The organism is Streptomyces sp. SCL15-4, assembly GCF_033366695.1.
Taxonomy (GTDB): Bacteria; Actinomycetota; Actinomycetes; order Streptomycetales; family Streptomycetaceae; genus Streptomyces.
Genome location: NZ_JAOBTQ010000001.1, coordinates 4,296,985 through 4,321,772, shown reverse-complemented (window position 1 = coordinate 4,321,772; position 24,788 = coordinate 4,296,985). Strand labels below are relative to the sequence as shown.

Genomic DNA, 24,788 nt, shown 5'->3' with positions numbered 1-24,788 from the left:
CCTCGGGCAGGCGCACCCGTGCGCGCCTGGAACGGCGGCTGGTTTCCGGTCCCCCCGGAGTACGGATGTGGTCGGTTCCGCATTCACCCGTACTGCACCGGGGACGTGGACGCTCCCCAGGCGTCACGCGGTTCCCGGTGGTGTCCATGGCGCACAGACTACGCACCGCCAAAACCCACCGGGCCCCGAAGTTCACCCCAAAACAGGCAACTTGCCTCCTACGAATCGGTGATGTGATCCCGTTCACCGCCTTCCCCCTTGTCGCATGTGACGGGTCGTTCTATCGTCGTGATGTATCGAACCGATACATCAGCGCGAGATAAGACGCTGACAGGCACTGTGAGACCTGCGGGACCGACCCGCGGGGCCGAGAGGAGGCGACGATGAGCCGGCGCTCCGGCATCCTCGAGTTCGCCGTGCTCGGCCTGCTGCGGGAGTCCCCGATGCACGGCTACGAGCTGCGCAAACGGCTGAACACGTCGCTGGGTGTGTTCCGTGCGTTCAGCTATGGGACGCTCTATCCCTGCCTCAAGGCGCTGGTCGCCAACGGCTGGCTGGCCGAGGAGCCCGGAAACACGCATGACGACGCCCTCGCCGCTCCCCTCGCCGGACGCCGCGCCAAGATCGTTTACCGGCTGACGGCGGAAGGCAAGGAGCACTTCGAGGAGCTGCTCTCGCAGACCGGTCCCGATGCCTACGAGGACGAGCACTTCGCCGCTCGGTTCGCCTTCTTCGGGCAGACCTCGGGCGATGTGCGCATGCGCGTCCTGGAGGGCCGGCGCAGTCGCCTGGAGGAGCGCCTGGAGAAGATGCGCGCCTCGCTGGCGCGCACCCGGGAGCGCCTCGACGACTACACGCTCGAGCTCCAGCGCCACGGAATGGAGTCCGTGGAGCGCGAAGTGCGCTGGCTGAACGAGCTCATCGAGAGCGAGCGGGCCGGGCGGGACCTGAGGGGTTCCGCGTCCGGGGGGGCCGCTCAGCAGGACACCACCACTGGATCGGCGGGCGGCCTGCCCCGTCGCGGGGAGGCTCCCCGCACGGATACGCCCGACGACACCGCCACGTGAGACCCAGTCAGGGCCTCACTCGTACACACAGGGAGCAACCGGAATGGGTTCGGTTCGCGTAGCCATCGTCGGCGTGGGCAACTGTGCCGCGTCGCTGGTGCAGGGAGTCGAGTACTACAAGGACGCCGACCCGGCGTCCAAGGTCCCCGGCCTGATGCACGTGCAGTTCGGTGACTACCACGTGCGCGACGTCGAGTTCGTCGCGGCGTTCGACGTCGACGCCAAGAAGGTCGGTCTGGACCTGGCGGACGCCATCGGCGCCTCCGAGAACAACACCATCAAGATCTGCGACGTGCCCAGCACCGGTGTCACGGTCCAGCGCGGCCACACCCTCGACGGTCTCGGCAAGTACTACCGCGAGACCATCGAGGAGTCCGCCGAGGAGCCGGTCGACATCGTCCGGGTCCTGAAGGACAAGCAGGTCGACGTCCTGGTCTGCTACCTGCCCGTGGGTTCCGAGGACGCGGCGAAGTTCTACGCCCAGTGCGCCATCGACGCCAAGGTCGCCTTCGTCAACGCCCTCCCGGTCTTCATCGCCGGCACCAAGGAGTGGGCGGACAAGTTCACCGAGGCGGGCGTCCCGATCGTCGGTGACGACATCAAGTCCCAGGTCGGCGCCACCATCACGCACCGCGTCATGGCGAAGCTGTTCGAGGACCGCGGTGTCGTCCTCGACCGCACGATGCAGCTGAACGTCGGCGGCAACATGGACTTCAAGAACATGCTCGAGCGCGAGCGCCTGGAGTCCAAGAAGATCTCCAAGACGCAGGCCGTCACCTCCCAGATCCCCGACCGGGACCTCGGCGAGAAGAACGTCCACATCGGCCCGTCCGACTACGTGGCCTGGCTGGACGACCGCAAGTGGGCCTACGTCCGCCTGGAGGGCCGCGCCTTCGGTGACGTCCCGCTGAACCTGGAGTACAAGCTGGAGGTCTGGGACTCCCCGAACTCCGCCGGTGTCATCATCGACGCCCTGCGCGCCGCGAAGATCGCCAAGGACCGCGGCATCGGTGGCCCGATCCTGTCGGCCTCCTCGTACTTCATGAAGTCCCCGCCGGTCCAGTACTTCGACGACGAGGCCCGCGAGAACGTCGAGAAGTTCATCCGCGGCGAGGTCGAGCGCTGAGGCGCTGAGAACCGCTCGCACGAAACGCTCCTGCCAGGGCTGTGAAGGTCCCCGGGTCCGCCGACCCGGGGACCTTCCGCATGTGTGAGGCTGTCGGCCATGCCCGTCGTCCGTGACCTGCGTCTGCTGTGGAGCCTGCGGCACTTCCGGCGCCTGCTGTGCGTCCGCCTCCTGTCCCAGGGCGCCGACGGGGTGTACCAGGTCGCGCTCGCCGCGTACGTCGTCTTCTCGCCGGAGAAACAGGCCTCGGCCACCGCCATCGCCTCGGCCATGGCGGTCCTGCTGCTCCCCTACTCCCTCGTCGGTCCCTTCGCCGGTGTCCTGCTGGACCGCTGGCGACGCCGGCAGGTCTTCGTGTACGGCAATCTGCTGCGGGCCCTGCTGGCGGCGGTCACCGCCGTGCTGATCACCGGCGACGCACCTGCCTGGCTGTTCTACGCCTCCGCGCTGTGTGTCACGGCCGTCAACCGCTTCGTGCTCGCCGGGCTCTCCGCCGCCCTGCCCCGGGTCGTCGACGCCGAACGCCTGGTGATCGCCAACTCGCTCTCCCCGACGGCCGGCACCCTGGCCGCGACCGCCGGAGGGGGCCTGGCCCTCGGCGTACGCATGGCGGCGTCCGGCTCCGACACGGTGGTGGTGCTGTGCGGCGCCCTGCTGTACCTGAGCGCGAGTCTCGCGTCCCTGAGCCTGGCCCCCGGCCTCCTCGGCCCCGACCGGCACCCGGTCCGTCCGCGCCTCGGTGCGGCGCTGGCCGGGACGGCGCGTGAGCTGGCGGCGGCCATCCGGCACCTGGCCGCACCCCGGCGCCGGGAGGCGGCCTGGGCCCTGGCCGCGATGACGCTGATGCGCTTCTGCTACGGAGCGCTCCTCGTCCTGCTGCTCATGCTCTGCCGCTATGCCCTGGCCGACACCCCAGGGGAGGGGTTGCGGCTGCTGGGGGCGGCACTGGGGCTGTCCGGTGCGGGGTTCTTCGCGGCGGCCGTGGTGACGCCCTGGGCGGCGAGACGGCTCGGCCCCCGCCGTTGGATCGCGGGGTGCTCCGCCGCGGCCATGGTGCTGGAACCCGCGCTGGGGCTTCCGTTCGCCACCGGACCGCTCATGGCCGCCGCCTTCGTCCTGGGCCTGATCACCCAGGGAGCCAAGATCGCCACGGACACGATTGTCCAGGCGGGCGTGGAGGACGGGTTCCGGGGCCGCGTCTTCTCCGTGTACGACGTCCTCTTCAACGTCGCGTTCGTCGGTGCGGCGGGCGTGGCGGCCCTGATGCTCCCGCCGGACGGCCGCTCGACGGCGCTGGTGATGCTCGTCGCCGTCGTCTACGGACTGATCGCCGTGACCCTCGCCCGCATCCGGCCCCGGTGAGTCGACGGACCGGTACCGAGGCCGGGGCACGACAGACCGAGGGCCGGTGTTTCACGTGAAACACCGGCCCTCGTATCGCCCTGCCGGAGGGATGTTTCACGTGAAACATCCCTCCGCACCCGGCTCAGCTCTGCGCGGCCCACCACTCCTTGAGTGCAGCCACCGCGACATCGTGCTCCATCGGCCCGTTCTCCAGGCGCAGCTCCAGCATGTGCTTGTACGCCTGGCCGACGGCCGGGCCCGGGCCGACCCCCAGGATCTGCATGATCTGGTTGCCGTCGAGGTCGGGACGGATCGCGTCCAGCTCCTCCTGCTCCTTGAGCTGGTCGATCCGCTCCTCCAGGCCGTCGTAGGCCCGGGACAGTGCCACCGCCTTGCGCCTGTTGCGCGTGGTGCAGTCGGAGCGGGTCAGCTTGTGCAGACGGTCCAGCAGCGGACCCGCGTCACGGACGTAGCGGCGGACCGCCGAGTCCGTCCACTCCCCGGTGCCGTAGCCGTGGAACCGGAGATGGAGTTCGACCAGCCGCGAGACGTCCTTCACCAGCTCGTTGGAGTACTTCAAGGCGGTCATGCGCTTCTTGGTCATCTTCGCGCCGACCACCTCGTGGTGGTGGAAGGAGACCCGGCCGTCCTTCTCGAAGCGGCGGGTGCGCGGCTTGCCGATGTCGTGCAGCAGCGCGGCCAGCCGGAGGGTGAGGTCCGGACCGTCCTCCTCCAGTGCCATCGCCTGCTCCAGCACGATCAGCGTGTGTTCGTAGACGTCCTTGTGCCGGTGGTGCTCGTCGCTCTCCAGGCGCAGCGCCGGCAGCTCGGGCAGGACGTACTCGGCGATCCCGGTGTCGACGAGCAGCGTCAGCCCCTTGCGCGGGTGCGCGGACAGAAGGAGCTTGTTGAGCTCGTCCCGGACCCGCTCCGCCGAGACGATCTCGATCCGTCCGGCCATCTCCGTCATGGCGGTGACGACCTCGGGAGCCACCGTGAAGTCCAGCTGGGCGGCGAACCGCGCGGCCCGCATCATGCGCAGGGGATCGTCCGAGAACGACTCCTCGGGGGTGCCCGGAGTCCTCAGCACCCGCGCGGCGAGGTCTTCCAGGCCGCCGTGCGGATCGATGAACGTCTTCTCCGGCAGCGCCACGGCCATCGCGTTGACCGTGAAGTCGCGGCGAACCAGGTCCTCCTCGATGGAGTCGCCATAGGAGACCTCCGGCTTGCGCGAGGTGCGGTCGTACGCCTCCGACCGGTAGGTGGTGATCTCGATCTGGTAGCCGCCCTTGTGCGCGCCGACCGTGCCGAAGGCGATTCCCACCTCCCAGACGGCGTCCGCCCAGGGCCGGACGATCTTCAGTACGTCCTCGGGACGGGCGTCCGTGGTGAAGTCCAGGTCGTTGCCGAGCCGGCCGAGCAGCGCGTCACGGACGGACCCGCCGACCAGGGCGAGCGAGAACCCGGCTTCCTGGAATCGGCGGGCGAGGTCGTCGGCGACAGGGGCCACCCGCAGCAGCTCGGCGACCGCGCGCTGCTGCGCCTGGCTCAGGGCGGAGGGAGTGTCTTCGTTGGGGTTCGGCACAACAGAAGAGGGTACGTGCCCCGCGCCCCGGGGCGGCGTGACCGGCAAGGGCCGCCGGCGCGCAGGCCCCCGGAGGGCCCCGTCGAGTCCGGTGGGGCGGCTCCCGGCATACCGGCCGTAAGCGCTGCTCTTGCGGCGTACGACCGCTCTCCCCTCGATACTGGATATAGAGGACGGGTCACGACCCCTGGGCGATCTTGTGAAGGAGACCGCGGCACTTCCCTTCAGCGCGCATCGTTACCATGCGTGGACGCACATTCCGACGACCACTGACACGACGAGGGACGGGCGAGCGCGTGGCCGAGGCGGCTGACTTCCAGGGGACCAGTGCCTCACCTGCCCGCCGGTGGCTGCGGCGCGCCGGAGCACTGCTCACCGGAGCGCCCCTGCTGGCCGGGCTGCTCCAGCTGCCCGCCGCCGCGCCCGCGCAGGCCGCCTCCTCCGACACGGTGTCCGTCTCCCTGGACTCCCTCAGCCCCAGTGCCCCCACGGACGGCGACACACTGACCGTGTCCGGCACGGTGACCAACAACGGCAAGCAGGCCGTCACCGACGCCCATGTGGGCCTCCAGGTGGGCCCCCGGCTGACCACACGCTCCGACATCGACTCCGTCGCCCGCCACTCCGACGATCCGCAGAGCGGCAGCGGATCCGAGGTCGGCGACAAGTACGAGGAGAAGTTCCACAAGCTGGCCCCGGGCGTCGCCCAGCACTTCAGCATCTCCGTCCCCGTCGACAAGCTCGGCCTCGACGACGACGGGGTCTACGAGTTCGGGGTCGCCCTCTCCGGCGAGACCTCCGCCCGGCCCTGGCCGCAGGTGCTCGGCATCCGGCGGACCTTCCTGCCGTGGCAGCCCTCGGACGCCGACACCAAGACCAGGACGACGTTCCTGTGGCCGCTGATCTCCACGGTCCACATGACGGCCAAGACGGGCGCGGGCGACCTGCAGACGCCGGAATTCCTCGACGACGACCTGGCCGAGGACCTGGCGCCCGGCGGCCGGCTGGCCCAGATGGTGGACCTGGGTAAGGATCTCGACGTCACCTGGGTGGTCGACCCGGACCTGCTGGCCTCGGTCGACGCGATGGCCGTGGGCAATTACCGGCTCCAGGGCGCCGACGGCACCAGCACGCCAGGCCCGCGCGAGCACCAGGCGGTCGCCAAGCAGTGGCTGGCCGCCCTCCAGAAGGCGGTGGCCGGCAAGGAAGTCGTCGCGCTGCCCTTCGCCGACCCCGACCTGGCCTCCCTCGCCCACAACGGCACCAGCGTCACCGGCTCGCTCAGCCACCTCAAGGACGCCACCGACGTCGCCGCCACCACCGTCAAGACCGTGCTGCACGTCACACCGAGCACCGACTTCGCCTGGCCGGTCGAGGGCGCGGTGGACCGTTCGATCATGAAGGTCGCGACGTCCGCCGGCGCCGACCGGGTGATCGCCCGCAGCGACAGCCTCCAGGAGACCGCCGGGCTGCCGTACACACCGTCCGCCGCCCGCCCGGTCGGCTCGGGCACCACGGCCGTGGTCGCCGACAGCCGGCTGTCCACGGCGTTCGAGGACGATCTGACGAAGGCCGGCTCGGCCACCCTGGCCGTGCAGCGGTTCCTGGCCCAGAGCCTGGAGCTGAACACGCAGACCGACAAGCAGCGCAGCATCCTCGTCGCCCCGCAGCGCATGCCCACGGCGAGCCAGGCCCAGGCGATGGCGGCAGCGGTCAAGGCGCTCCAGGGCGGCACCTGGGCCCAGTCCCAGGACCTCACCGCCACTTCCAAGGACAAGCCCGACCCGGGCGCCACCACCCGCGTCCCGCCCACGTCCGCCTATCCTTCCTCGCTGCGCCGGCAGGAGCTGCCGCGCACGGTTTTCGAGCAGATCGCCCGCACCCAGGGCAAGCTCGACAACTTCCGTGTGATCCTCACCGACCAGTCCCGCGTCGTCACCCCGTTCGGACGGGCCATAAACCGGGACATGTCCACGTCCTGGCGGGGCCACCGGAGCACGGCGGGAAGCTACCGCGACGGCGTGAAGACATGGCTCGACGGCCTGGCCGACGAGGTCAAGCTGATCGACAAGTCCGAGACCAAGCTCTCGGGCCGCAGCGCCACCATCCCGGTGACCGTCCAGAACAACCTGGTCCAGCCCGTCGGCCATCTGGTGCTGCGCCTGGAGTCGACCATGCCGACCCGCCTGAAGATCGGCGGCAAGGCCTACGACGAACAGCCCGTGGAGATCTCCGGCGGGCACAGCCAGTCGGTGAAGTTCACCACCTCGGCCAACGCCAACGGCCGGGTCACGGTCATCGCCCAGCTGTACACCGAGGACGGCGAGGCCTACGGCGCCCCCGTCACCTTCGACGTGAAGGTCACCGAGGTCACGCCCACCGTGATGCTGGTCATCGGCGGCGGCGTCCTGCTCCTCGTCCTCGCCGGCTTCCGGATGTACACCCAGCGCAAGCGCGCCGCCGCCCGGCAGCCCGAGGACGACGGCCCCGGCACGGCGCCGCAGGGCCCTGAGGAGCCCGGGAACCCCGGGGCACCCGGAGGCCGTCTCCCGGGAGAGTCCGACTCCTTCGGGGCAGACGACCCGGAGCAGCCGAGTGACCCTGCGCCGGACACCGCACCGGAAAGCACCGACCCGTCCGGGACGGGTGAGAGAGTGGACCGTTGAGCGATGTCGTGGCCGGTGGGCCCGGGACGATGAGGTGGGGTAAGCATGAACGCGCCGTACGACGGTGACCGCGGCCAGGGCGCGGCCGGCTCGGGCTACCCCGAGCCACCGCCCGAGCCCGGCCAGGTGCCGCCGCAGCACGCGGCGGACATGTATCTCCAGGACGCCTACGAGCAGGATCCCTACCGGGCGCACGACCTGGCCGCCCAGGACCCGGTCGCCGAGGCGCTCTACGACCGCGCCGCGCACCCGCCGCCACCTCCGGGCACCTACGACCCGCAGCAGCAGCCGTACGCTCCGCCCGCCCAGTCGCCCTACGCACCCGACCCGCGCGTGTGGGCGCAGCCGCCCGCGCCGGAGCCGGGCGCCGCCACCCAGTACCTGCCGTACGGCGAGGACCCGCGCACGACGCAGTTCGTGGGCGTCGACGACCTGGTCACGCACTCCGGCGAGGAGTACCACGAGCCGGACGCCTTCGCGCATCTCTTCAAGGACCAGCAGCACGGCGGCGGACACGCGCCGATGGACCCCCCGGCCGCCCCCGGCGGCCAGTACCCGCAGCAGTACGGACAGAGCCCGCAGCAGGGCCACGCGTACACCGGCGGCGGCTACCCGGCCGGACCCTCCGCGCCCGGATACCCGCAGCCCCCGGTGCCCGCGCCGGCCGCCACCGCGGACCCCGGCTCCCTCCAGTCGGAGGTCCCCGCGGCCGTAGACGCTCCCGCCGTGGCCCCCGCGGCTCCCGTGAAGAAGGGCGGGAAGGCCGCCGGACTGCTGAAGTCCAGCGCCGTCATGGCGGCGGGCACGATGGTCTCCCGCCTGACCGGTTTCATCCGCTCCGCGCTGATCGCCGCCGCGCTCGGCCTCGGCTTCCTCGCCGACTCCTTCCAGGTGGCCTACCAGCTGCCGACGATGATCTACATCCTCACCGTCGGCGGCGGACTGAACTCCGTCTTCGTGCCGCAGCTCGTGCGCTCCATGAAGGAGGACGAGGACGGCGGCGAGGCCTTCGCCAACCGGCTGCTGACCCTGGTGATGGTCGCGCTGGCCGCGCTGACCGGCCTCGCGATGTTCGCCGCGCCGCTGCTGGTGCGGCTGCTGGCCAACCCCGTGGCCAGCAACCCGGCGGCCAACGAGGTCGCGGTCACCTTCACCCGCTACTTCCTGCCCTCGATCTTCTTCATGGGCATCCACGTGGTGATGGGTCAGATCCTCAACGCGCGCGGGAAGTTCGGCGCGATGATGTGGACCCCGGTCCTGAACAACATCGTCATCATCGTGACGCTCGGCATGTTCATCTGGGTCTACGGCACCGCCGCCAACTCCCACATGGACGTCACCAGCATCCCGCCGGAGGGCCAGCGGCTGCTCGGCGTCGGTGTGCTGCTGGGCCTGGTCGTCCAGGCCCTGGCGATGATCCCCTATCTGCGGGAGACCGGCTTCCGGATCCGGCTGCGCTTCGACTGGAAGGGCCACGGCCTGGGCAGGGCCGCGATGCTCGCCAAGTGGACGGTCCTGTTCGTCCTCGCCAACCAGGCGGGCGCCATGGTGGTGACCCAGCTGTCGACCGCCGCCGGCGCCGACTCCGACATCAAGGGCACCGGCTTCGCCGCCTACGCCAACGCCCAGCTGATCTGGGGCCTGCCGCAGGCCATCATCACCGTGTCCCTGATGGCCGCGCTGCTGCCGCGTCTCGCGCGCTCGGCGTCCGAGGGCGACGCGGGTGCCGTCCGCGACGACATCTCCCAGGGACTGCGCACCACGGCGGTCGCCATCGTGCCCATCGCGTTCGGATTCGTCTCGCTCGGCGTCCCGATGTGCACGCTGATCTTCGGCTCCGCCGGCACCGGCGCGGCCACCAACATGGGGTACATGCTGATGGCCTTCGGCCTCGGCCTGATCCCGTACTCCGTGCAGTACGTCGTCCTGCGCGCCTTCTACGCCTACGAGGACACCCGCACCCCCTTCTACAACACGGTCATCGTGGCCGCCGTGAACGCCGGCGCCTCAGCGCTCTGCTACTTCCTGCTGCCGGCGCGCTGGGCGGTCGCGGGCATGGCCGCCGCCTACGGCCTCGCCTACGCCATCGGGGTGGGCGTCGCCTGGCGCCGGCTGCGCAAGCGGCTGGGCGGGGACCTGGACGGGGCCCGGGTGCTGCGCACGTACGCGCGCCTGGGAATCGCCTCGGTGCCGGCCGCCCTGCTCAGCGGCGCGGCCTGCTACGGCGTCGGGCACACTCTGGGCCTGGGCGTCGTCGGCTCCTTCGCCGCGCTGATCGCCGGCGGTGCCGTACTGTTCGGCGTCTTCTTCGTCGCCGCCCGCCGGATGCGCATCGAGGAACTCAACTCGCTCGTCGGAATGGTGCGGGGACGTCTGGGGCGGTGAGGCAGGGGTAGGCGCACAACCATCGTCCGCCGCCGTGTGTCGTGCATAGCGGCCGACTGTGGGCACAATTGGTTTCGGCGTCGGACAGTGTGCAACGGATGGGGAGGCAGGGACGACGGTGGCGGAACGGAGCACAGCTGCCGTCGACGTGGCAGACACCAGCGGGGAGCAACCGCTGACCGCCAAGGCGGACCAGTCCACGGCCGACGGGGTGGCCAAGAACCCGGAGCGGGACACGGACAGCGACGAGGCACAGGGAAGCGGCGGTACCGAGGGTCCCGGACGGAAGGCCTCCTCTCCGGAGCTGCACAGCGGTCACAAGCTCGCCAGGCGCTACCGGCTGGAGGAGTGCGTCACCCGTCTGGACGGGTTCAGCAGTTGGCGCGCGGTCGACGAGAAACTCCGCCGCGCCGTCGGTGTCCACGTCCTGCCCGCCGGCCACGCCCGAGCCCGCTCCGTCCTCGCCGCCGCCCGTTCCTCCGCGCTCCTCGGCGACCCGCGCTTCGTCCAGGTCCTCGACGCCGTCGAGGAGAACGACCTCGTCTACGTCGTCCACGAGTGGCTGCCCGACGCCACCGAGCTGTCCACTCTCCTCGCCGGCGGCCCGCTGGAGCCGCACGACGCCTACCAGATGGTCAGTCAGGTCTCCGCGGCCATGGCCGCCGCGCACCGGGAGGGCCTCGCCCATCTGCGGCTGAACCCGAACGCCGTCCTGCGCACCTCCACCGGGCAGTGGCGCATCCGCGGCCTCGCCGTGAACGCGGCGCTGCGCGGCATCGGCTCCGACACCCCGCAGCGCACCGACACCGAGGCCATCGGCGCCCTGCTGTACGCGGCGCTGACCCAGCGCTGGCCCTACGAGAGCGACGCCTACGGCCTGGCCGGCCTCCCCAAGGACATCGGTCTCATCGCCCCGGACCAGGTACGGGCCGGTGTGCACCGCGGCCTGTCCGAGCTGACCATGCGTGCCCTCGTCAACGACGGGGCCACGGCCTCCCGGCACGAGGCGCCGTGCACCACGCCGGAGGAGCTGGTGAAGGCGATCGGCGAGATGCCGCGCATCCGCCCGCCCGAGCCGGCGTTCGCCGCGCCGCCGGAGTACCAGCACACGACCTACCAGCAGGGCAGTTACGGCCGCCCGGCACCGCACGCCGGCGCCACCCAGCCCCTCGTGCCGCCGCCGCCCCCGCTGCAGAGCCGCACCGGCAAGGCCTTGAAGTGGGCGGTGTCGGCCCTGCTCATCGCGGCCCTCGGTCTGGGCAGCTGGCAGCTGGCGGACGCCCTGATGGATCGGGGCGGCAAATCGGACGACACCAACAAGAGCCAGACGACGGACGGCGGCGACAAGAACGCCGCGAAGCCGAAGCCGGTCCCGATAAAGATCCAGAACGGTCAGGAGTTCGTCGCCAAGGGCGGTGCCCAGAGCCCCGGCAACGTCCCCAACACCTACGACGGTGACGCGTCGACGTACTGGAAGACCAAAAGCTTCAACGAGGGCCCGACGATCGCCCCGTACAAGCCGGGCGTCGGCATCGTGTACGACCTCGGCTCCGCCAAGAAGATCAGCACGGCCACCGTCGCCCTCCGCTACGGCGGCGACCACACGACGGTCGAGCTGTACGCCACGGACTCGCTGGCGCCGGCCTCGCTGGAGTCCATGACGAGAATCGGCGACGCCACGACCACGGGAACCACCGCCACGGTGAAGGCCACCAAGCAGGTCAAGACGCAGTACGTCCTCGTCTGGCTGACGGCCGTGCCGAATTCGGGCTACGACTCCACCCTGTACGCCAGCGCCGGCTTCAAGCAGGCCATCGGTGAAGTGAAGTTCACGGGCTGACGTCTCACCCGGACCGGAGGGGGCAGATGGCGCAGGGCGCCGGGTACGACGCGGTGGGCGACCGGGACCTGCTCACCCGCCACGTGGAAGGCGACCCCGAGGCCTTCGGCGAGATCGTGCGGCGGCACCGGGACCGGCTCTGGGCGGTGGCCCTGCGGACCCTGAGAGACCGCGAAGAGGCGGCGGACGCGGTCCAGGACGCCCTGGTGTCCGCCTACCGGGCCGCCCACACCTTCCGGGGCCAGTCCGCCGTCACCACCTGGCTGCACCGGATCACGGTGAACGCCTGCCTGGACCGGGCACGGAAGGCCGCTTCCCGGAAGACGGCTCCGGTGGACGACACGGCGCGGCTGGAACAGCTGCTGGAGCCGCACGAGTCCGCCTCGGCGCCGGCGGAGCGGAACGACGTGCACCGCCAGCTCCTCGAAGCACTCGGCACTCTTCCGCCGGAGCAGCGCGCCGCTCTCGTCCTGGTGGACATGCAGGGCTACCCCGTGGCGGAAGCCGCGCGGATCCTGGAGGTGCCCACGGGCACGGTGAAGAGCCGGTGCGCCCGTGGCCGGGCCAGGCTGCTGCCGCTGCTCACGCATCTGCGGCCCGAGGGCGCCGGACGTCCTCCACGGGTCGGTACCGGGAGCGGCGGGGAAAGCGATCCGGGGCGGAACCGGGGGCAGGGGCCATCCGTCCCACCGGCGACGGGGTCACCGAGCGAACGCCCTGAGGGCGCGGAACCGAGCGATTCAGCGGTAGTGAAGGGCGGAGGTGGGCGAGCGTGACGTCGACGACGGAGACGGCCGGGCACCCGGACGTCGCGGAGATCTCCGACCTCACCGAGGGCCTGCTCGCGCCGGACCGGGACAGGGACGTGCGGCGCCATCTGGACGGCTGCGCCTCGTGCGCGGACGTATACGCCTCACTGGAGGAGATCCGGGACCTGCTCGGGTCCCTGCCGGCGCCGCAGCGCATGCCGGACGATGTCACCGCACGCCTCGACGCCGCTCTCGCCGCCGAGGCCGCCCTCGTCGCCGAGACCACACCGGCTGTCGGCACCGAGGACACCGCGAGCCATGTTTCACGTGAAACATCGCCCGCCGCGCACCAACCTGCCGAGCGTCCTGTCGATCCGGCCGCCGACCGCCCGGCCGGCCGTCCTCGTGCGGCGACCGGGCCGGGGCGCAAGGGGTCCGGGCGCGGACGGCGGCGCGGACGGTTCGTCCTGGGCGCCGTTCTCACGGCCGCGGTCCTGGGCGCCGGCGGCCTGATCGTGGCGTCCCTCTCCGACAACACCGATCACCCGTCGGCCCATGGGACACCGACCGCCTCGGCCGGCACCTTCTCCGGGGACAGCGTGGAGCGCCAGGCCCGCTCCCTCCTCACCGCCGGGAAGTCACTGCCGCAGGGCGATGACGGGCACCGGGAACGTCCCGGCGACGGGTCGCGCTCGTCCGGATCCGTCGAAGGCCCGAACACCCTGCTCCAGACCGCCGTCCCGGTCCCCGCATGCGTCCGGCAGGCCCTGCGTCCGAGCACCGACGTCCTCGGCGCCAAGATGGGGACGTACGCGGGCAGGGCGGCCTATCTCGTGGTCGTGACCGATGTCCACGACAGCGAGCGGGTCACGGCCTATGTGGTCGACGCGAGTTGTGTCCAGCGGCGGACGGCGTCTGCCGGTGCCGTCCTGCTACGGCAGTCCCTCGCCCGTCGTTGAGTCCGCTGGACCACCCCTTCGGCCGCCCTGGGGCAGGCGTGTGCCCGGCCACACCGGGAATGCACGCCCCGTAGGATCCGTTGGGTGGGGTGTGAGTCCCGAAAGGGGCCCACCCCGGTCGACTGACGCAGACCAGAGACGAGGAATCAAGCCGTGAGCGATGTCCGTAATGTGATCATCATCGGCTCCGGGCCCGCAGGCTACACGGCGGCGCTGTACACCGCCCGTGCGTCGCTGAAGCCCTTGGTGTTCGAAGGCGCCGTCACCGCGGGCGGTGCGCTGATGAACACCACCGAGGTGGAGAACTTCCCGGGCTTCCGCGACGGCATCATGGGGCCGGACCTCATGGACAACATGCGAGCCCAGGCCGAGCGCTTCGGTGCCGAACTCGTTCCGGACGACATCGTCTCCGTCGACCTGACCGGTGAGATCAAGACCGTCACCGACACCGCCGGCACCGTCCACCGGGCGAAGGCCGTCATCGTCACCACCGGCTCCCAGCACCGCAAGCTGGGCCTGCCGAACGAGGACGCGCTCTCGGGCCGCGGTGTCTCCTGGTGCGCCACCTGTGACGGGTTCTTCTTCAAGGACCACGACATCGCCGTGATCGGCGGCGGCGACACCGCGATGGAGGAGGCCACGTTCCTCTCGCGGTTCGCCAAGTCGGTGACGATCGTCCACCGCCGGGACACCCTGCGCGCTTCCAAGGCGATGCAGGAGCGTGCCTTCGCCGACCCGAAGATCAAGTTCGTCTGGGACAGCGAGGTCGCCGAGATCCAGGGCGAGCAGAAGCTCTCCGGGCTGAAGCTGCGGAACCTCAAGACCGGCGAGCTGTCCGAGCTGCCCGTGACGGGCCTGTTCATCGCGATCGGTCACGACCCGCGCACCGAGCTGTTCAAGGGCCAGCTGGACCTGGACGAGGAGGGCTACCTGAAGGTCGCCTCGCCGTCCACCCGTACCAACGTGACCGGTGTCTTCGCCGCCGGTGACGTGGTCGACCACACCTACCGCCAGGCGATCACCGCGGCCGGCACCGGGTGCTCCGCCGCTCTGGACGCCGAGCGGTTCCTCGCCGCCCTCGCGGACGAGGACCAGGCGGAGCCCGAGAAGACGACCGTCTGACCTTCCCCTTCCCCCGCCCCACCGCGTAACCGAGCTAAGGAGCCCACTGTGGCCGGCAACGTGAAGACCGTGACCGACGACACCTTCGAGGAGGAAGTCCTCAAGAGCGACAAGCCCGTTCTGGTGGACTTCTGGGCCGAGTGGTGCGGCCCGTGCCGCATGATCGCCCCGTCCCTGGAGGCGATCGCCGCGGAGCACGGCGACAAGATCCAGATCGTCAAGCTCAACATCGACGAGAACCCGGACACGGCCGCCAAGTACGGCGTCATGTCCATTCCGACCCTGAACGTCTACCAGGGCGGCGACGTCGCCAAGACCATCGTGGGCGCCAAGCCCAAGGCGGCGCTCCTTCGCGACCTCGATGAGTTCATCACGAAGTGACGTTTCACGTGAAACATGAAAGGGCCGACCCGAACGGGTCGGCCCTTTCGCTATAGCGGCCTCAGCGCGGGTTCCTTCTGCACCGCTCCCAGAAGCCGGTCGAGTGCCATCTCCACGTCTTCCTTCCAGGAGAGCGTGGACCGCAGTTCCAGCCGCAGCCGTGGATGGGCGGGATGCTGCCGGACGGTCTTGAAGCCCACGGCCAGCAGATGGTCGGCGGGCAGCAGGCACGCGGGCTGCTGCCAGCGGGCGTCGCCGAACGCCTCGATCGCCTTGAAGCCCCGGCGCAGCAGATCCTTGGCGACCGTCTGCACCAGCACCCGGCCCAGGCCCTGCCCCTGATAGCCGGGCAGCACGGACCCTGTGATCAGCTGTACGGCGTCCGGCGAGAGCGGGCTCGTCGGGAAGGCCGTCGAGCGCGGGACATAGGCCGGCGGGGCGTAGAGCACGAAACCCGCCGGAACGTCATCGACGTACACCACCCGCCCGCACGATCCCCAGTCCAGCAGGACGGCGGAGATCCAGGCTTCCTTCTCCAGCGCGGTGGTGCCCGCCGTCACCGCCGCCTCGCCGCTGACCGGGTCCAGCTCCCAGAAGACACAGGAGCGACAGTGTTGGGGAAGGTCCTGAAGGTTGTCCAGAGTGAGCGGCACGAGCCGACGCCCCATGAAGGCTGATCCTCGCTTCCTTCGCCGCCGCGTCGCGAGCGGCTGTCAGCTACTGACCGGTGGATATGCCCTAACTGATCGCATCGTATCCACGATCCGATTCACTCGATACCGTGTCAAAGCAAAGAGCGGGCCGTGATCCGGTACACACCGGACACGGCCCGCTCCACTGACCCGGCAGGCGCGAACGCCTGGGAATCAGTCCTGCGTCTCGCCGCCGTCGCCGTCCTGGAGGCTCTTCTGGAGAGCCAGCTTCTCGCCCGGGGCGAAGGTGCTGAGGATCCTCTCGAGATCCTCAGCCGAGGCGAACTCGACGGTGATCTTGCCCTTCTTCTGGCCCAGCTCGACCTTCACCCGGGTCTCGAAGCGGTCCGAGAGCCGCGTGGCCAGCTCGTTCAGCGCCGGAGAGGGCACGGAACCCGCCCTGGGCCCCCGGGACCGCGAGGCCTTCTGCGGCCGTGAGCCCATGAGCGTCACGATCTCTTCCACGGACCGCACCGACAGGCCCTCGGCCACGATCCGGTGCGCCAGCCGGTCCTGCTCCTCGGAGTCCTCCACCGCCAGCAACGCCCGGGCGTGGCCGGCCGAGAGCACCCCGGCGGCCACCCGCTTCTGAACGGTCGGCGACAGCTTCAGCAGACGCAGCGTGTTGGAGACCTGCGGGCGGGAGCGCCCGATCCGGTCGGCCAGCTGGTCGTGCGTGCAGTTGAAGTCCTTCAGCAGCTGGTCGTAGGCAGCGGCCTCCTCGATCGGGTTCAGCTGCGCACGGTGCAGGTTCTCCAGCAGCGCGTCCAGGAGGAGCTTCTCGTCCTCCGTGGCCCGCACGATGGCCGGGATGGCCTCCAGACCGGCCTCACGGCACGCGCGCCAGCGGCGCTCGCCCATGATCAGCTCATAGCGGCCGGGCCCCAGCTGCCGTACCACCACGGGCTGCAGAAGGCCGACCTCCTTGATGGAGGTGACCAGCTCCTGAAGCGCGTCCTCGTCGAACACCTCGCGCGGCTGGCGCGGGTTCGGCGTGATGGCGTCGAGGGGGATCTCGGCGAAGTGGGCGCCCATCGGCGGCGCGGGCATCTCGACCGCGGGACTCGCCGAGACCGTCTGGATCTCCTGGGCGGCGGGCGGCAGTGTGGCCACCTTGGCCGCGGCCACCCCCCGGTCGCTCGTCAGTACCGGCACGGCCGCGGGGGAGGTGGATCCTCCGCCTCCCAGCGCCGCCGGGGCCGGCGTCCTCTCCGTCGGGGCAGCGGGGATCAGCGCGCCGAGACCACGGCCCAGCCCCCTCCGTCGTTCACTCACTGAATCCCCTCCACCATGCTCTGGTCTTTCTGGGCGCCGATGTGGGCCTGGCTCGCGTCATAGCTGATGCCGACGCCCCTCAGCGCGATTTCCCGGGCCGCCTCGAGGTACGAGAGGGCGCCGCTCGATCCTGGATCGTAAGTCAGCACCGTCTGCCCGTAGCTCGGCGCCTCGGAGATACGGACCGAGCGGGGAATGCTCGTCCGCAGCACCTCGTCACCGAAGTGGCTGCGCACCTCTTCCGCGACCTGCGAGGCGAGACGCGTCCGGCCGTCGTACATGGTGAGCAGGATGGTCGACACATGCAGGGTGGGGTTGAGGTGTCCCCGCACCAGGTCGACATTGCGCAGGAGCTGGCCGAGGCCCTCCAGTGCGTAGTACTCGCACTGGATCGGGATCAGTACCTCGGCGCCCGCGACGAGCGCGTTGACCGTCAGCAGGCCCAGTGAGGGCGGGCAGTCGATGAGGATGTAGTCCAACGGCTGCTCGTACGCCTGGATGGCCCGCTGCAGCCGGCTCTCCCGCGCCACCAGGGACACCAGCTCGATCTCCGCACCGGCGAGGTCGATGGTGGCCGGTGCGCAGAACAGGCCCTCGACGTCGAGGACGGGCTGGACGACCTCGGAGAGCGGCCTGCTCTCCACGAGCACGTCGTAGATCGAAGGGACTTCGGCGTGGTGGTCGATCCCGAGGGCGGTGGACGCGTTGCCCTGCGGGTCGAGGTCGATCACCAGGACCCGGGCACCGTGCAGAGCCAGCGAAGCGGCAAGGTTGACGGTCGTCGTCGTCTTGCCCACGCCACCCTTCTGGTTGGCGACCACGATGATTCGGGTCTGCTCCGGTCGTGGCAGACCTGCGCCGGCGCGGCCCAGAGCCTCCACCGCCAGTTGGGCCGCACGACCGATGGGAGTGTCGTCCATCGGAGGCGGTGTTTCACGTGAAACATCCGCCCCCATCGACTCGGTACGGGGACCGGGGACCGGATCGGTCATCGGTCCCGCGATGTTGGCGTCGGACCGCAAGGATTCACTCTCCTCGACTTCAGGCTCGCGATGAACAGAGCCTCCCATGTCTTCGGGGTGGTGAACCAGTGAGGCCTGGCGATCTGTGGAGAAATCCACCTCTGTGGACAACTCCGTCCCCCCGGAAGGGGATGAGGTCTCCGAGGAGACGGGCTCCTCTCCGAGCGCGCCGAGAGGCTTGCGGTCGCGCGGTTCGGCCGCGGCGCGGCCACGACTGATGATGCCGTGCAGCAGTGAGCGACGTTTCACGTGAAACACGATGCACAGCGGCTGCGGCCGGACCTCCGCGACACTCCGGCTTGTCCCGGTTCGGCACCTTGTGTGGAGTACGTCTCGTCGTCAGGACGGATCAGCGCCGGCCGGCCCTCCGGCCGGCCGGCTCACACCTGTCCGTCCTCCGGTTCACCGCCGACGACGGACTCGGCCCGTACGGGCCGCCTTGGCGCGCTTCGCGGCGAAGCGCACACCGCCCGGGCTCTCGCCGACCTCCACGCGGACCACGGTGGACAGCGGATCCACCACGCCTTCACCCACGTGCAGGATCGACGTCTGCACCGCTCCGAGCTTACTCAGCGCGGTGGCCGCCGCCTTCAGCTCCTCCTCGGCGGTGTCGCCCTTGAGCGCGAGCATCTCGCCGTACGGGCGCAGCAGCGGGATGCCCCAGGTGGCCAGGCGGTCCAGCGGGGCCACGGCACGCGCCGTCACCACATGGACCGGCGGCAGCTTGCCCATCACTTCCTCGGCGCGGCCACGCACCACGGTGACATGGTCCAGGCCGAGCAGCTCGACGACCTCGGTGAGGAAGTTGGTGCGCCGCAGCAGGGGCTCCAGCAGGGTGATGTTCAGGTCGTCGCGGACCAGGGCCAGCGGGATGCCGGGCAGCCCGGCGCCGGAGCCGACGTCGCAGACCGTCACCCCTTCGGGGACGGCCTCGGAGAGCACCGCACAGTTCAGCAGGTGCCGCTCCCACAGGCGGGGCACTTCCCGCGGACCGATCAGGCCGCGCTGCACACCTGCCTCGGCGAGCAGCTCCGCATAGCGGACCGCATCGGCGAAGCGATCACCAAACACTTCCCGCGCCTGCTCGGGCGCGGGGGGAAGCTCCGCTGCCTCCGTCACGGGGACCGTCCTTCCGTACAGCGCCGGCGCGTCGCGCGCCGGCCACCAGAACTACCAGGCTGACAAAACGCGGCCCCGCCTGCTCAACAGACGGGGCCGGTGGAACGGGGGTCGATCAGGCGGGCAGCACGACGACGAACCGCTGCGGCTCCTCGCCCTCGGACTCGCTGCGCAGCCCCGCGGCCTTGACCGCGTCGTGCACGACCTTGCGCTCGAACGGGGACATCGGCTTGAGCTTCATGGGCTCGCCGGTGCTCTTCACCTCGGCCGCGGCCTTGGCACCCAGCTCGGACAGCTCGGTGCGCTTCTTGGCGCGGTAGCCCGCGATGTCCAGCATGAGCCGGCTGCGGTCGCCGGTCTCCCGGTGCACGGCCAGCCGCGTCAGCTCCTGCAGCGCCTCCAGCACCTCGCCGTCCCGGCCGACCAGCTTCTGCAGGTCACGGCTGCCGGTGTCGCTGATGATCGACACGGAGGCGCGGTCGGCCTCGACGTCCATGTCGATGTCGCCGTCGAGGTCGGCGATGTCCAGCAGACCCTCCAGGTAGTCCGCCGCGATCTCACCCTCCTGCTCCAGGCGGGTGAGGGTGTCTGCACCCTCGGCAGCGGCGGAGGTGGTGCCTTCCGTCACGGGATGGGCTCCTTCTTACTTCTTGGACGGGGACTTGGGCCGCTGCGGGCCACCCTTGCGCTGGCCGGACTGGGCCTTGCTGCGGGTGCCGGAGCCGGGCTTCTGGGGCTGCTTGGCAGCCGCGGGCTTGGTGTCCTGCGGCTCGTCGGACTTCTCCAGCGACGGGGAGTCTCCCGCCCTGGTCCCGGACTGACGCTGGGACTTGCTCTGGCGCTTGGGCTGCTGACGCCGGGCGGCGGCCGTGTCCGTGGCCGTGCCGGTGGCCGCGCCTTCATCGGTCTGCGCCGCCGCCTGGGCCGCGCTCTTCGTCACGGTGCCGTCGGCCTGGGCGGCGAGGCCCGCCTTGCTGAGCGCGTTGACGAACTTGCGCTCGAACTCGTTGCGGTCGCGGCCCTTGGCGACGATCGCCTTCACGATGGCCTTCTCGCTGCGCCGGCGGATCTTGCCGTGCTGCGTGACGTGCTTGGTCAGGCGCTCCAGGTAGGCGGCCTGGGCCTTGGAACCCGGGGTCGGGTTGTTGTGGATGACGTACATCTGCTGGCCCATGGTCCACACGTTGGTGGTCAGCCAGTAGATGAGGACACCGACCGGGAAGTTCACACCGAGGACGGCGAACATGATCGGGAAGACGTACATCAGCATCTTCTGCTGCTGCATGAACGGCGTCTTCACGGTGGTGTCGACGTTCTTCGTCATCAGCTGGCGCTGCGTGTAGAACTGCGACGCCGACATCAGCACGATCATGATCGCGGTCACGATGCGGACATCGGTCAGCGAGGCGTGCAGGGCGCTGACCTGGCTCTCGCTGCTGAAGAACTTGGCGGCCAGCGGAGCGCCGAAGATGTGCGCGTTCCGCGCGCTCTCGAGCAGGTCGGCGTTGATGACACCGATCTTCTTGCCCGACGCGATGCCCGCGAGCACGTGGTACAGGGCGAAGAAGAACGGGGACTGCGCCAGGATGGGAAGGCACGAGGAGAGCGGGTTGGTACCCGACTCCTTGTACAGCTTCATCATCTCTTCGGACTGGCGCTGCCGGTCGTTCTTGTAGCGCTCCTGGATCTTCTTCATCTCCGGCTGGAGCGTCTGCATCGCGCGAGTCGCCTTGATCTGCTTCACGAAGAGCGGGATCAGGCAGATGCGGATCAGGATCACCAGCGACACGATGGACAGGCCCCAGGCCCACCCGGTGTCAGGTCCGAAGATCGCCCCGTACACCTTGTGGAACTGGACGATGACCCAGGAGACGGGCCAGGTGATGAAACTGAAAAGGCTGGCAATCGTGTCCACTAATCATGCTCCTTGGGCATGGGACGAGGTCTCTGCGGCCGGGCTCGAAGGAGACTCCGTTGGTGGCTTCGCTTCGGTGGCCGTTTCGGCGGCGGAGGACCCGCCCCTGCGTGCGCGCCAGGCGTCGCGCAGCATTTCGTGCCACCGCGGACGCTTACGCGGCGGAACATGGTCCACGCCACCCGGCGACCACGGATTGCACCGGAGGATGCGCCAGGCGGTCAGTGCGGTCCCTTTGACCGCACCGTGCCGGTCGATGGCCGTGTAGCCGTAGTGGGAGCACGACGGGTAGTACTTGCATACCGGCCCCAGCAGTGGACTGATCGTCCACTGATACAGCTTGATCAGAGCCAGCAGCGGGTACTTCATCGCGCGCCCCCTCCCAGCAGCCGCTGAAGGGCGGCGTCCAGGTCTCGGGCCAGCTGTGCGTGGTCTGCGTCGCCCGCTTCGGGCAGCGCTCGTACGACTACCAGGCTACCGGGGGGAAACAGGGCGACTCGGTCACGCATCAGGTGGCGCAGTCTGCGCTTGACTTTGTTGCGCACGACCGCCCCACCCACGGCCTTGCTGACGACGAAACCCGCACGCGTCGGGGGAGCGCTCTCCCCAGGCGCGTGCGGGTCCGTGGCACCGCTACGAAGGTGGACGACGAGTGTCGGGCGGCCTGCCCGGCGACCCCGTCGCACCGCGGTCGCGAAGTCCTCGCGCCGCCTCAGCCGGTTCTCGGTGGGCAGCACGATGTCATGACCTGACCGGGATCAGGCGGACAGACGGGCGCGACCCTTGCTACGGCGGGACGCGAGAATCGCGCGGCCGGCGCGGGTCCGCATACGCAGCCGGAAGCCGTGGGTCTTCGCGCGACGACGGTTGTTCGGCTGGAAGGTGCGCTTGCTCACTCGGGGGCTCCAGAAAATCGGTAGTGGCGGGGTGCCGTCCTGGCTGTCACCGTGCGCCCACGAGTAGCTCGCGTCACGCCCGAGTGCACCGCTTCCCGATCACCTGACGTGACCTGTGCCCATCGGAGGCAGGCGGCAGCAGCCATCGACAACTCGACCTGGTTACGGTACGCGGGACTGCGCCATTCGGTCAAACCGAGGCCGCCGGGGGACACTGTCCACAGGCTGGGGACAACAACTTGAACCGTACCCGCCGCGCTGACTACCGTGGCTGGACTCCGATTCGTTCCCATATCCCCGCCCGACCCGATTTTCATCCCGACCCGTCCCTGAACCACACGTTCGTGGGACCTGTGAGAGAGCGTGTCCCTGTGGCTGACGTACCTGCCGATCTTGCCGCAGTGTGGCCGCGAGTACTGGAACAGCTGCTCGGCGAGGGCCGCGGACAGGGCGTGGAGACCAAGGACGAGCACTGGATCCGGCGCTGCCAGCCGCTCGCGCTGGTCGCCGACACGGCCCTGCTCGCCGTGCCGAACGAATTCGCGAAGGGCGTACTGGAAGGCCGGCTGGCGCCCGTCGTCAGCGAGACCCTGAGCCGGGAGTGCGGCCGTCCCATCCGGATCGCGATCACCGTGGACGACTCCGCGGGCGAACCGCCGGCGCCGCCCGTCCAGCAGCAGGCGAAGCCGCGCTACGAGGAGCCGGAGCTGCCCTCGGGGCCGTACGAGGGCTACGGCCGCACCCGCGGCGGCGAGCAGCACCCGGGCGGCGAACCGCGCTCCGAGCAGCAGCCGGGCGCCCGCCCGGACCAGCTCCCCACCGTCCGCCCGGTCTACCCGTCCGAGTACCAGCGTCCCGAGCCCGGCGCCTGGCCGCGCTCGGGGCAGGACGACTACGGCTGGCAGCAGCCCCGGCTCGGCTTCCCCGAGCGCGACCCGTACGCCTCGCCGTCGTCCCAGGACGGCTACGGCTCCGGCGCGGACGCGTACGGCGCGCCGTCCCAGGACTACCGCCCGCAGGCCATGGACCGGCCGCCGTACGAGCGGCAGCGCGGCGAGTACGACTCCGGGCGCCCGGACTACGAGTCCGCGCGCGGCGAGTACGACTCCCGGACCGAGTACGACCAGCGCGAGCCGGGCCGCCGGGAGCTGCCCGACCCGGCGGCGCACCGCGGCGGCCCCGGCCGCCCGGACCTGCCCGCCCCGGGTGCCTCCGGCCCGTCGGCCGCGCAGCCGGCGCCGGCCGGCGGTCCCGGCGAGCCGACCGCGCGGCTGAATCCCAAGTACCTGTTCGACACCTTCGTCATCGGCGCGTCCAACCGCTTCGCGCACGCGGCCGCGGTCGCGGTCGCCGAGGCCCCGGCCAAGGCGTACAACCCGCTGTTCATCTACGGCGAGTCCGGGCTCGGCAAGACCCATCTGCTGCACGCCATCGGGCACTACGCGCGCAGCCTCTACCCGGGCACACGGGTGCGGTACGTCAGCTCGGAGGAGTTCACCAACGAGTTCATCAACTCCATCCGCGACGGCAAGGGCGACAGCTTCCGCAAGCGCTACCGCGAGATGGACATCCTGCTCGTCGACGACATCCAGTTCCTGGCGGACAAGGAGTCGACGCAGGAGGAGTTCTTCCACACCTTCAACACGCTCCACAACGCCAACAAGCAGATCGTGCTCTCCAGCGACCGGCCGCCCAAGCAGCTGGTCACGCTGGAGGACCGGCTGCGCAACCGCTTCGAGTGGGGCCTGATCACCGACGTCCAGCCGCCCGAGCTGGAGACGCGGATCGCGATCCTGCGCAAGAAGGCGGTGCAGGAGCAGCTGAACGCGCCGCCGGAAGTGCTGGAGTTCATCGCCTCGCGGATCTCGCGGAACATCCGTGAGCTGGAGGGCGCGCTGATCCGGGTGACGGCGTTCGCCTCGCTCAACCGGCAGCCGGTGGACCTGGGCCTGACCGAGATCGTCCTGAAGGACCTGATCCCCGGTGGCGAGGACAGCGCGCCGGAGATCACCGCGCCGGCGATCATGGCGGCCACCGCGGACTACTTCGGGCTGACGGTGGAGGACCTGTGCGGCACCTCGCGCGGGCGCGCGCTGGTCACCGCGCGTCAGATCGCGATGTACCTGTGCCGCGAGCTGACGGACCTGTCGCTGCCGAAGATCGGCGCGCAGTTCGGCGGCCGGGACCACACCACCGTGATGCACGCCGACCGCAAGATCCGCGCGCTGATGGCCGAGCGGCGCTCGATCTACAACCAGGTCACCGAGCTGACCAACCGCATCAAGAACGGCTGAGGCGCCGTACGCGGGCGCGGAGGGCGTTCCGGGGCACACCACCGCCGCCGGGGCGCCCTCCGGCGTTTGCGCGCTCCTTGAGGCAGCCGGCGGCGCGCACGGTGGCACGGACCCCGGCCCGTCCCGCCGGGTCCGTGCCACCGCGGCAGGGGACGGCCGCGGAACGACTCCGTGCCACGGCGTCCCCGCGCGCCGGCCGACGCGGTGACGGCCCCTTCGCCGGACTCGCCGCCCTCCACCGCCCTCCCACCGGCTCGTCGACGTCCGGCCCTCGGGCGGCCCTTCGGCAGCCTCGCGCCGCTCCTCCGGCCCGCTCCGGCCCGCTCCGACGACCTCCAAACGGCCCTTCGG

Annotated in this window: 21 protein-coding genes; 11 read left to right on the top strand and 10 right to left on the bottom strand. The window is 70.4% G+C overall.

Annotation, left to right across the window (positions count from 1 at the left end; translation table 11 throughout):
• Window positions 1-383: 383 nt before the first annotated feature.
• The 3 genes from SCK26_RS18875 to SCK26_RS18865 all read left to right on the top strand — a co-directional run bounded on the left by SCK26_RS18875 (window position 384) and on the right by SCK26_RS18865 (window position 3,555).
• Entirely contained in the window at window positions 384-1,067 is a 684-nt protein-coding gene (locus SCK26_RS18875; RefSeq protein ID WP_318202478.1) for a PadR family transcriptional regulator, read from the top strand.
• A 43-nt stretch (window positions 1,068-1,110) separates the two neighbouring features.
• The gene (locus SCK26_RS18870) at window positions 1,111-2,193 is read left to right on the top strand and encodes an inositol-3-phosphate synthase (protein WP_318202477.1); all 1,083 of its coding nucleotides are present in this window, start codon (window positions 1,111-1,113) and stop codon (window positions 2,191-2,193) included.
• A gap of 99 nt (window positions 2,194-2,292) precedes the next feature.
• Window positions 2,293-3,555, top strand: a complete 1,263-nt coding sequence (locus SCK26_RS18865) for an MFS transporter (protein ID WP_318202476.1) — start codon at window positions 2,293-2,295, stop codon at window positions 3,553-3,555.
• A gap of 124 nt (window positions 3,556-3,679) precedes the next feature.
• Here the strand turns inward: SCK26_RS18865 and SCK26_RS18860 are convergent, their stop codons facing one another.
• Window positions 3,680-5,122: a CCA tRNA nucleotidyltransferase gene (locus SCK26_RS18860; protein WP_318202475.1), complete on the bottom strand. Its 1,443-nt coding sequence runs from the start codon at window positions 5,120-5,122 to the stop codon at window positions 3,680-3,682.
• A gap of 296 nt (window positions 5,123-5,418) precedes the next feature.
• Here SCK26_RS18860 and SCK26_RS18855 point away from each other — a divergent pair, with 296 nt between their 5' ends.
• From SCK26_RS18855 to trxA, 7 genes are all read left to right on the top strand, one after another.
• On the top strand, window positions 5,419-7,788 hold the full coding sequence (locus SCK26_RS18855) for a DUF6049 family protein (protein WP_318202474.1): 2,370 nt from the start codon (window positions 5,419-5,421) through the stop codon (window positions 7,786-7,788).
• A gap of 45 nt (window positions 7,789-7,833) precedes the next feature.
• Complete coding sequence (gene murJ / locus SCK26_RS18850; RefSeq protein ID WP_318202473.1) at window positions 7,834-10,173, top strand: murein biosynthesis integral membrane protein MurJ; 2,340 nt, start codon at window positions 7,834-7,836, stop codon at window positions 10,171-10,173.
• A 118-nt stretch (window positions 10,174-10,291) separates the two neighbouring features.
• Window positions 10,292-12,013 carry a protein kinase family protein gene (locus SCK26_RS18845; protein ID WP_318202472.1) on the top strand — a complete coding sequence of 574 codons (1,722 nt, stop codon included), beginning with the start codon at window positions 10,292-10,294 and terminating at the stop codon, window positions 12,011-12,013.
• Window positions 12,014-12,039: 26 nt separating this feature from the next.
• Window positions 12,040-12,789 (top strand): RNA polymerase sigma factor SigM, encoded by a 750-nt coding sequence (sigM, locus tag SCK26_RS18840; RefSeq protein ID WP_318202471.1) that lies wholly within the window; start codon window positions 12,040-12,042, stop codon window positions 12,787-12,789.
• A complete protein-coding gene (locus SCK26_RS18835) occupies window positions 12,786-13,721 on the top strand; it encodes a zf-HC2 domain-containing protein (protein WP_318202470.1) in 936 nt (311 codons plus the stop codon). The genes sigM and SCK26_RS18835 overlap by 4 nt, the downstream gene beginning before the upstream one ends.
• 153 nt (window positions 13,722-13,874) lie before the next feature.
• Entirely contained in the window at window positions 13,875-14,843 is a 969-nt protein-coding gene (trxB, locus tag SCK26_RS18830) for a thioredoxin-disulfide reductase (protein ID WP_318202469.1), read from the top strand.
• 48 nt (window positions 14,844-14,891) lie between these two features.
• Window positions 14,892-15,224 (top strand): thioredoxin, encoded by a 333-nt coding sequence (gene trxA / locus SCK26_RS18825; RefSeq protein WP_318202468.1) that lies wholly within the window; start codon window positions 14,892-14,894, stop codon window positions 15,222-15,224.
• Window positions 15,225-15,274: 50 nt separating this feature from the next.
• Here the strand turns inward: trxA and SCK26_RS18820 are convergent, their stop codons facing one another.
• From SCK26_RS18820 to rpmH, 9 genes are all read right to left on the bottom strand, one after another.
• On the bottom strand, window positions 15,275-15,892 hold the full coding sequence (locus SCK26_RS18820; protein WP_318202467.1) for a GNAT family N-acetyltransferase: 618 nt from the start codon (window positions 15,890-15,892) through the stop codon (window positions 15,275-15,277).
• 198 nt (window positions 15,893-16,090) lie between these two features.
• Window positions 16,091-17,191 carry a ParB/RepB/Spo0J family partition protein gene (locus SCK26_RS18815; protein ID WP_318202466.1) on the bottom strand — a complete coding sequence of 367 codons (1,101 nt, stop codon included), beginning with the start codon at window positions 17,189-17,191 and terminating at the stop codon, window positions 16,091-16,093.
• Entirely contained in the window at window positions 17,188-18,261 is a 1,074-nt protein-coding gene (locus SCK26_RS18810) for a ParA family protein (RefSeq protein ID WP_318206043.1), read from the bottom strand. Before SCK26_RS18810 ends, SCK26_RS18815 begins: the two co-directional genes overlap by 4 nt.
• 354 nt (window positions 18,262-18,615) lie before the next feature.
• Window positions 18,616-19,332, bottom strand: coding sequence for a 16S rRNA (guanine(527)-N(7))-methyltransferase RsmG (gene rsmG, locus SCK26_RS18805; RefSeq protein WP_318202465.1), 717 nt, complete (start codon window positions 19,330-19,332; stop codon window positions 18,616-18,618).
• Window positions 19,333-19,447: 115 nt separating this feature from the next.
• Complete coding sequence (locus SCK26_RS18800) at window positions 19,448-19,960, bottom strand: protein jag (protein WP_318202464.1); 513 nt, start codon at window positions 19,958-19,960, stop codon at window positions 19,448-19,450.
• Between the two features lie 15 nt (window positions 19,961-19,975).
• Window positions 19,976-21,247 (bottom strand): membrane protein insertase YidC, encoded by a 1,272-nt coding sequence (gene yidC / locus SCK26_RS18795; RefSeq protein WP_318202463.1) that lies wholly within the window; start codon window positions 21,245-21,247, stop codon window positions 19,976-19,978.
• Window positions 21,248-21,250: 3 nt separating this feature from the next.
• Entirely contained in the window at window positions 21,251-21,616 is a 366-nt protein-coding gene (gene yidD / locus SCK26_RS18790) for a membrane protein insertion efficiency factor YidD (protein ID WP_078637607.1), read from the bottom strand.
• On the bottom strand, window positions 21,613-21,984 hold the full coding sequence (gene rnpA, locus SCK26_RS18785; protein WP_318202462.1) for a ribonuclease P protein component: 372 nt from the start codon (window positions 21,982-21,984) through the stop codon (window positions 21,613-21,615). Before rnpA ends, yidD begins: the two co-directional genes overlap by 4 nt.
• Window positions 21,985-22,005: 21 nt before the next feature.
• Window positions 22,006-22,143 (bottom strand): 50S ribosomal protein L34, encoded by a 138-nt coding sequence (gene rpmH / locus SCK26_RS18780; RefSeq protein ID WP_003956500.1) that lies wholly within the window; start codon window positions 22,141-22,143, stop codon window positions 22,006-22,008.
• Window positions 22,144-22,514: 371 nt separating this feature from the next.
• Between rpmH and dnaA the strand changes: the two genes are divergently transcribed.
• A complete protein-coding gene (dnaA, locus tag SCK26_RS18775; protein ID WP_318202461.1) occupies window positions 22,515-24,437 on the top strand; it encodes a chromosomal replication initiator protein DnaA in 1,923 nt (640 codons plus the stop codon).
• Window positions 24,438-24,788 lie beyond the last annotated feature (351 nt).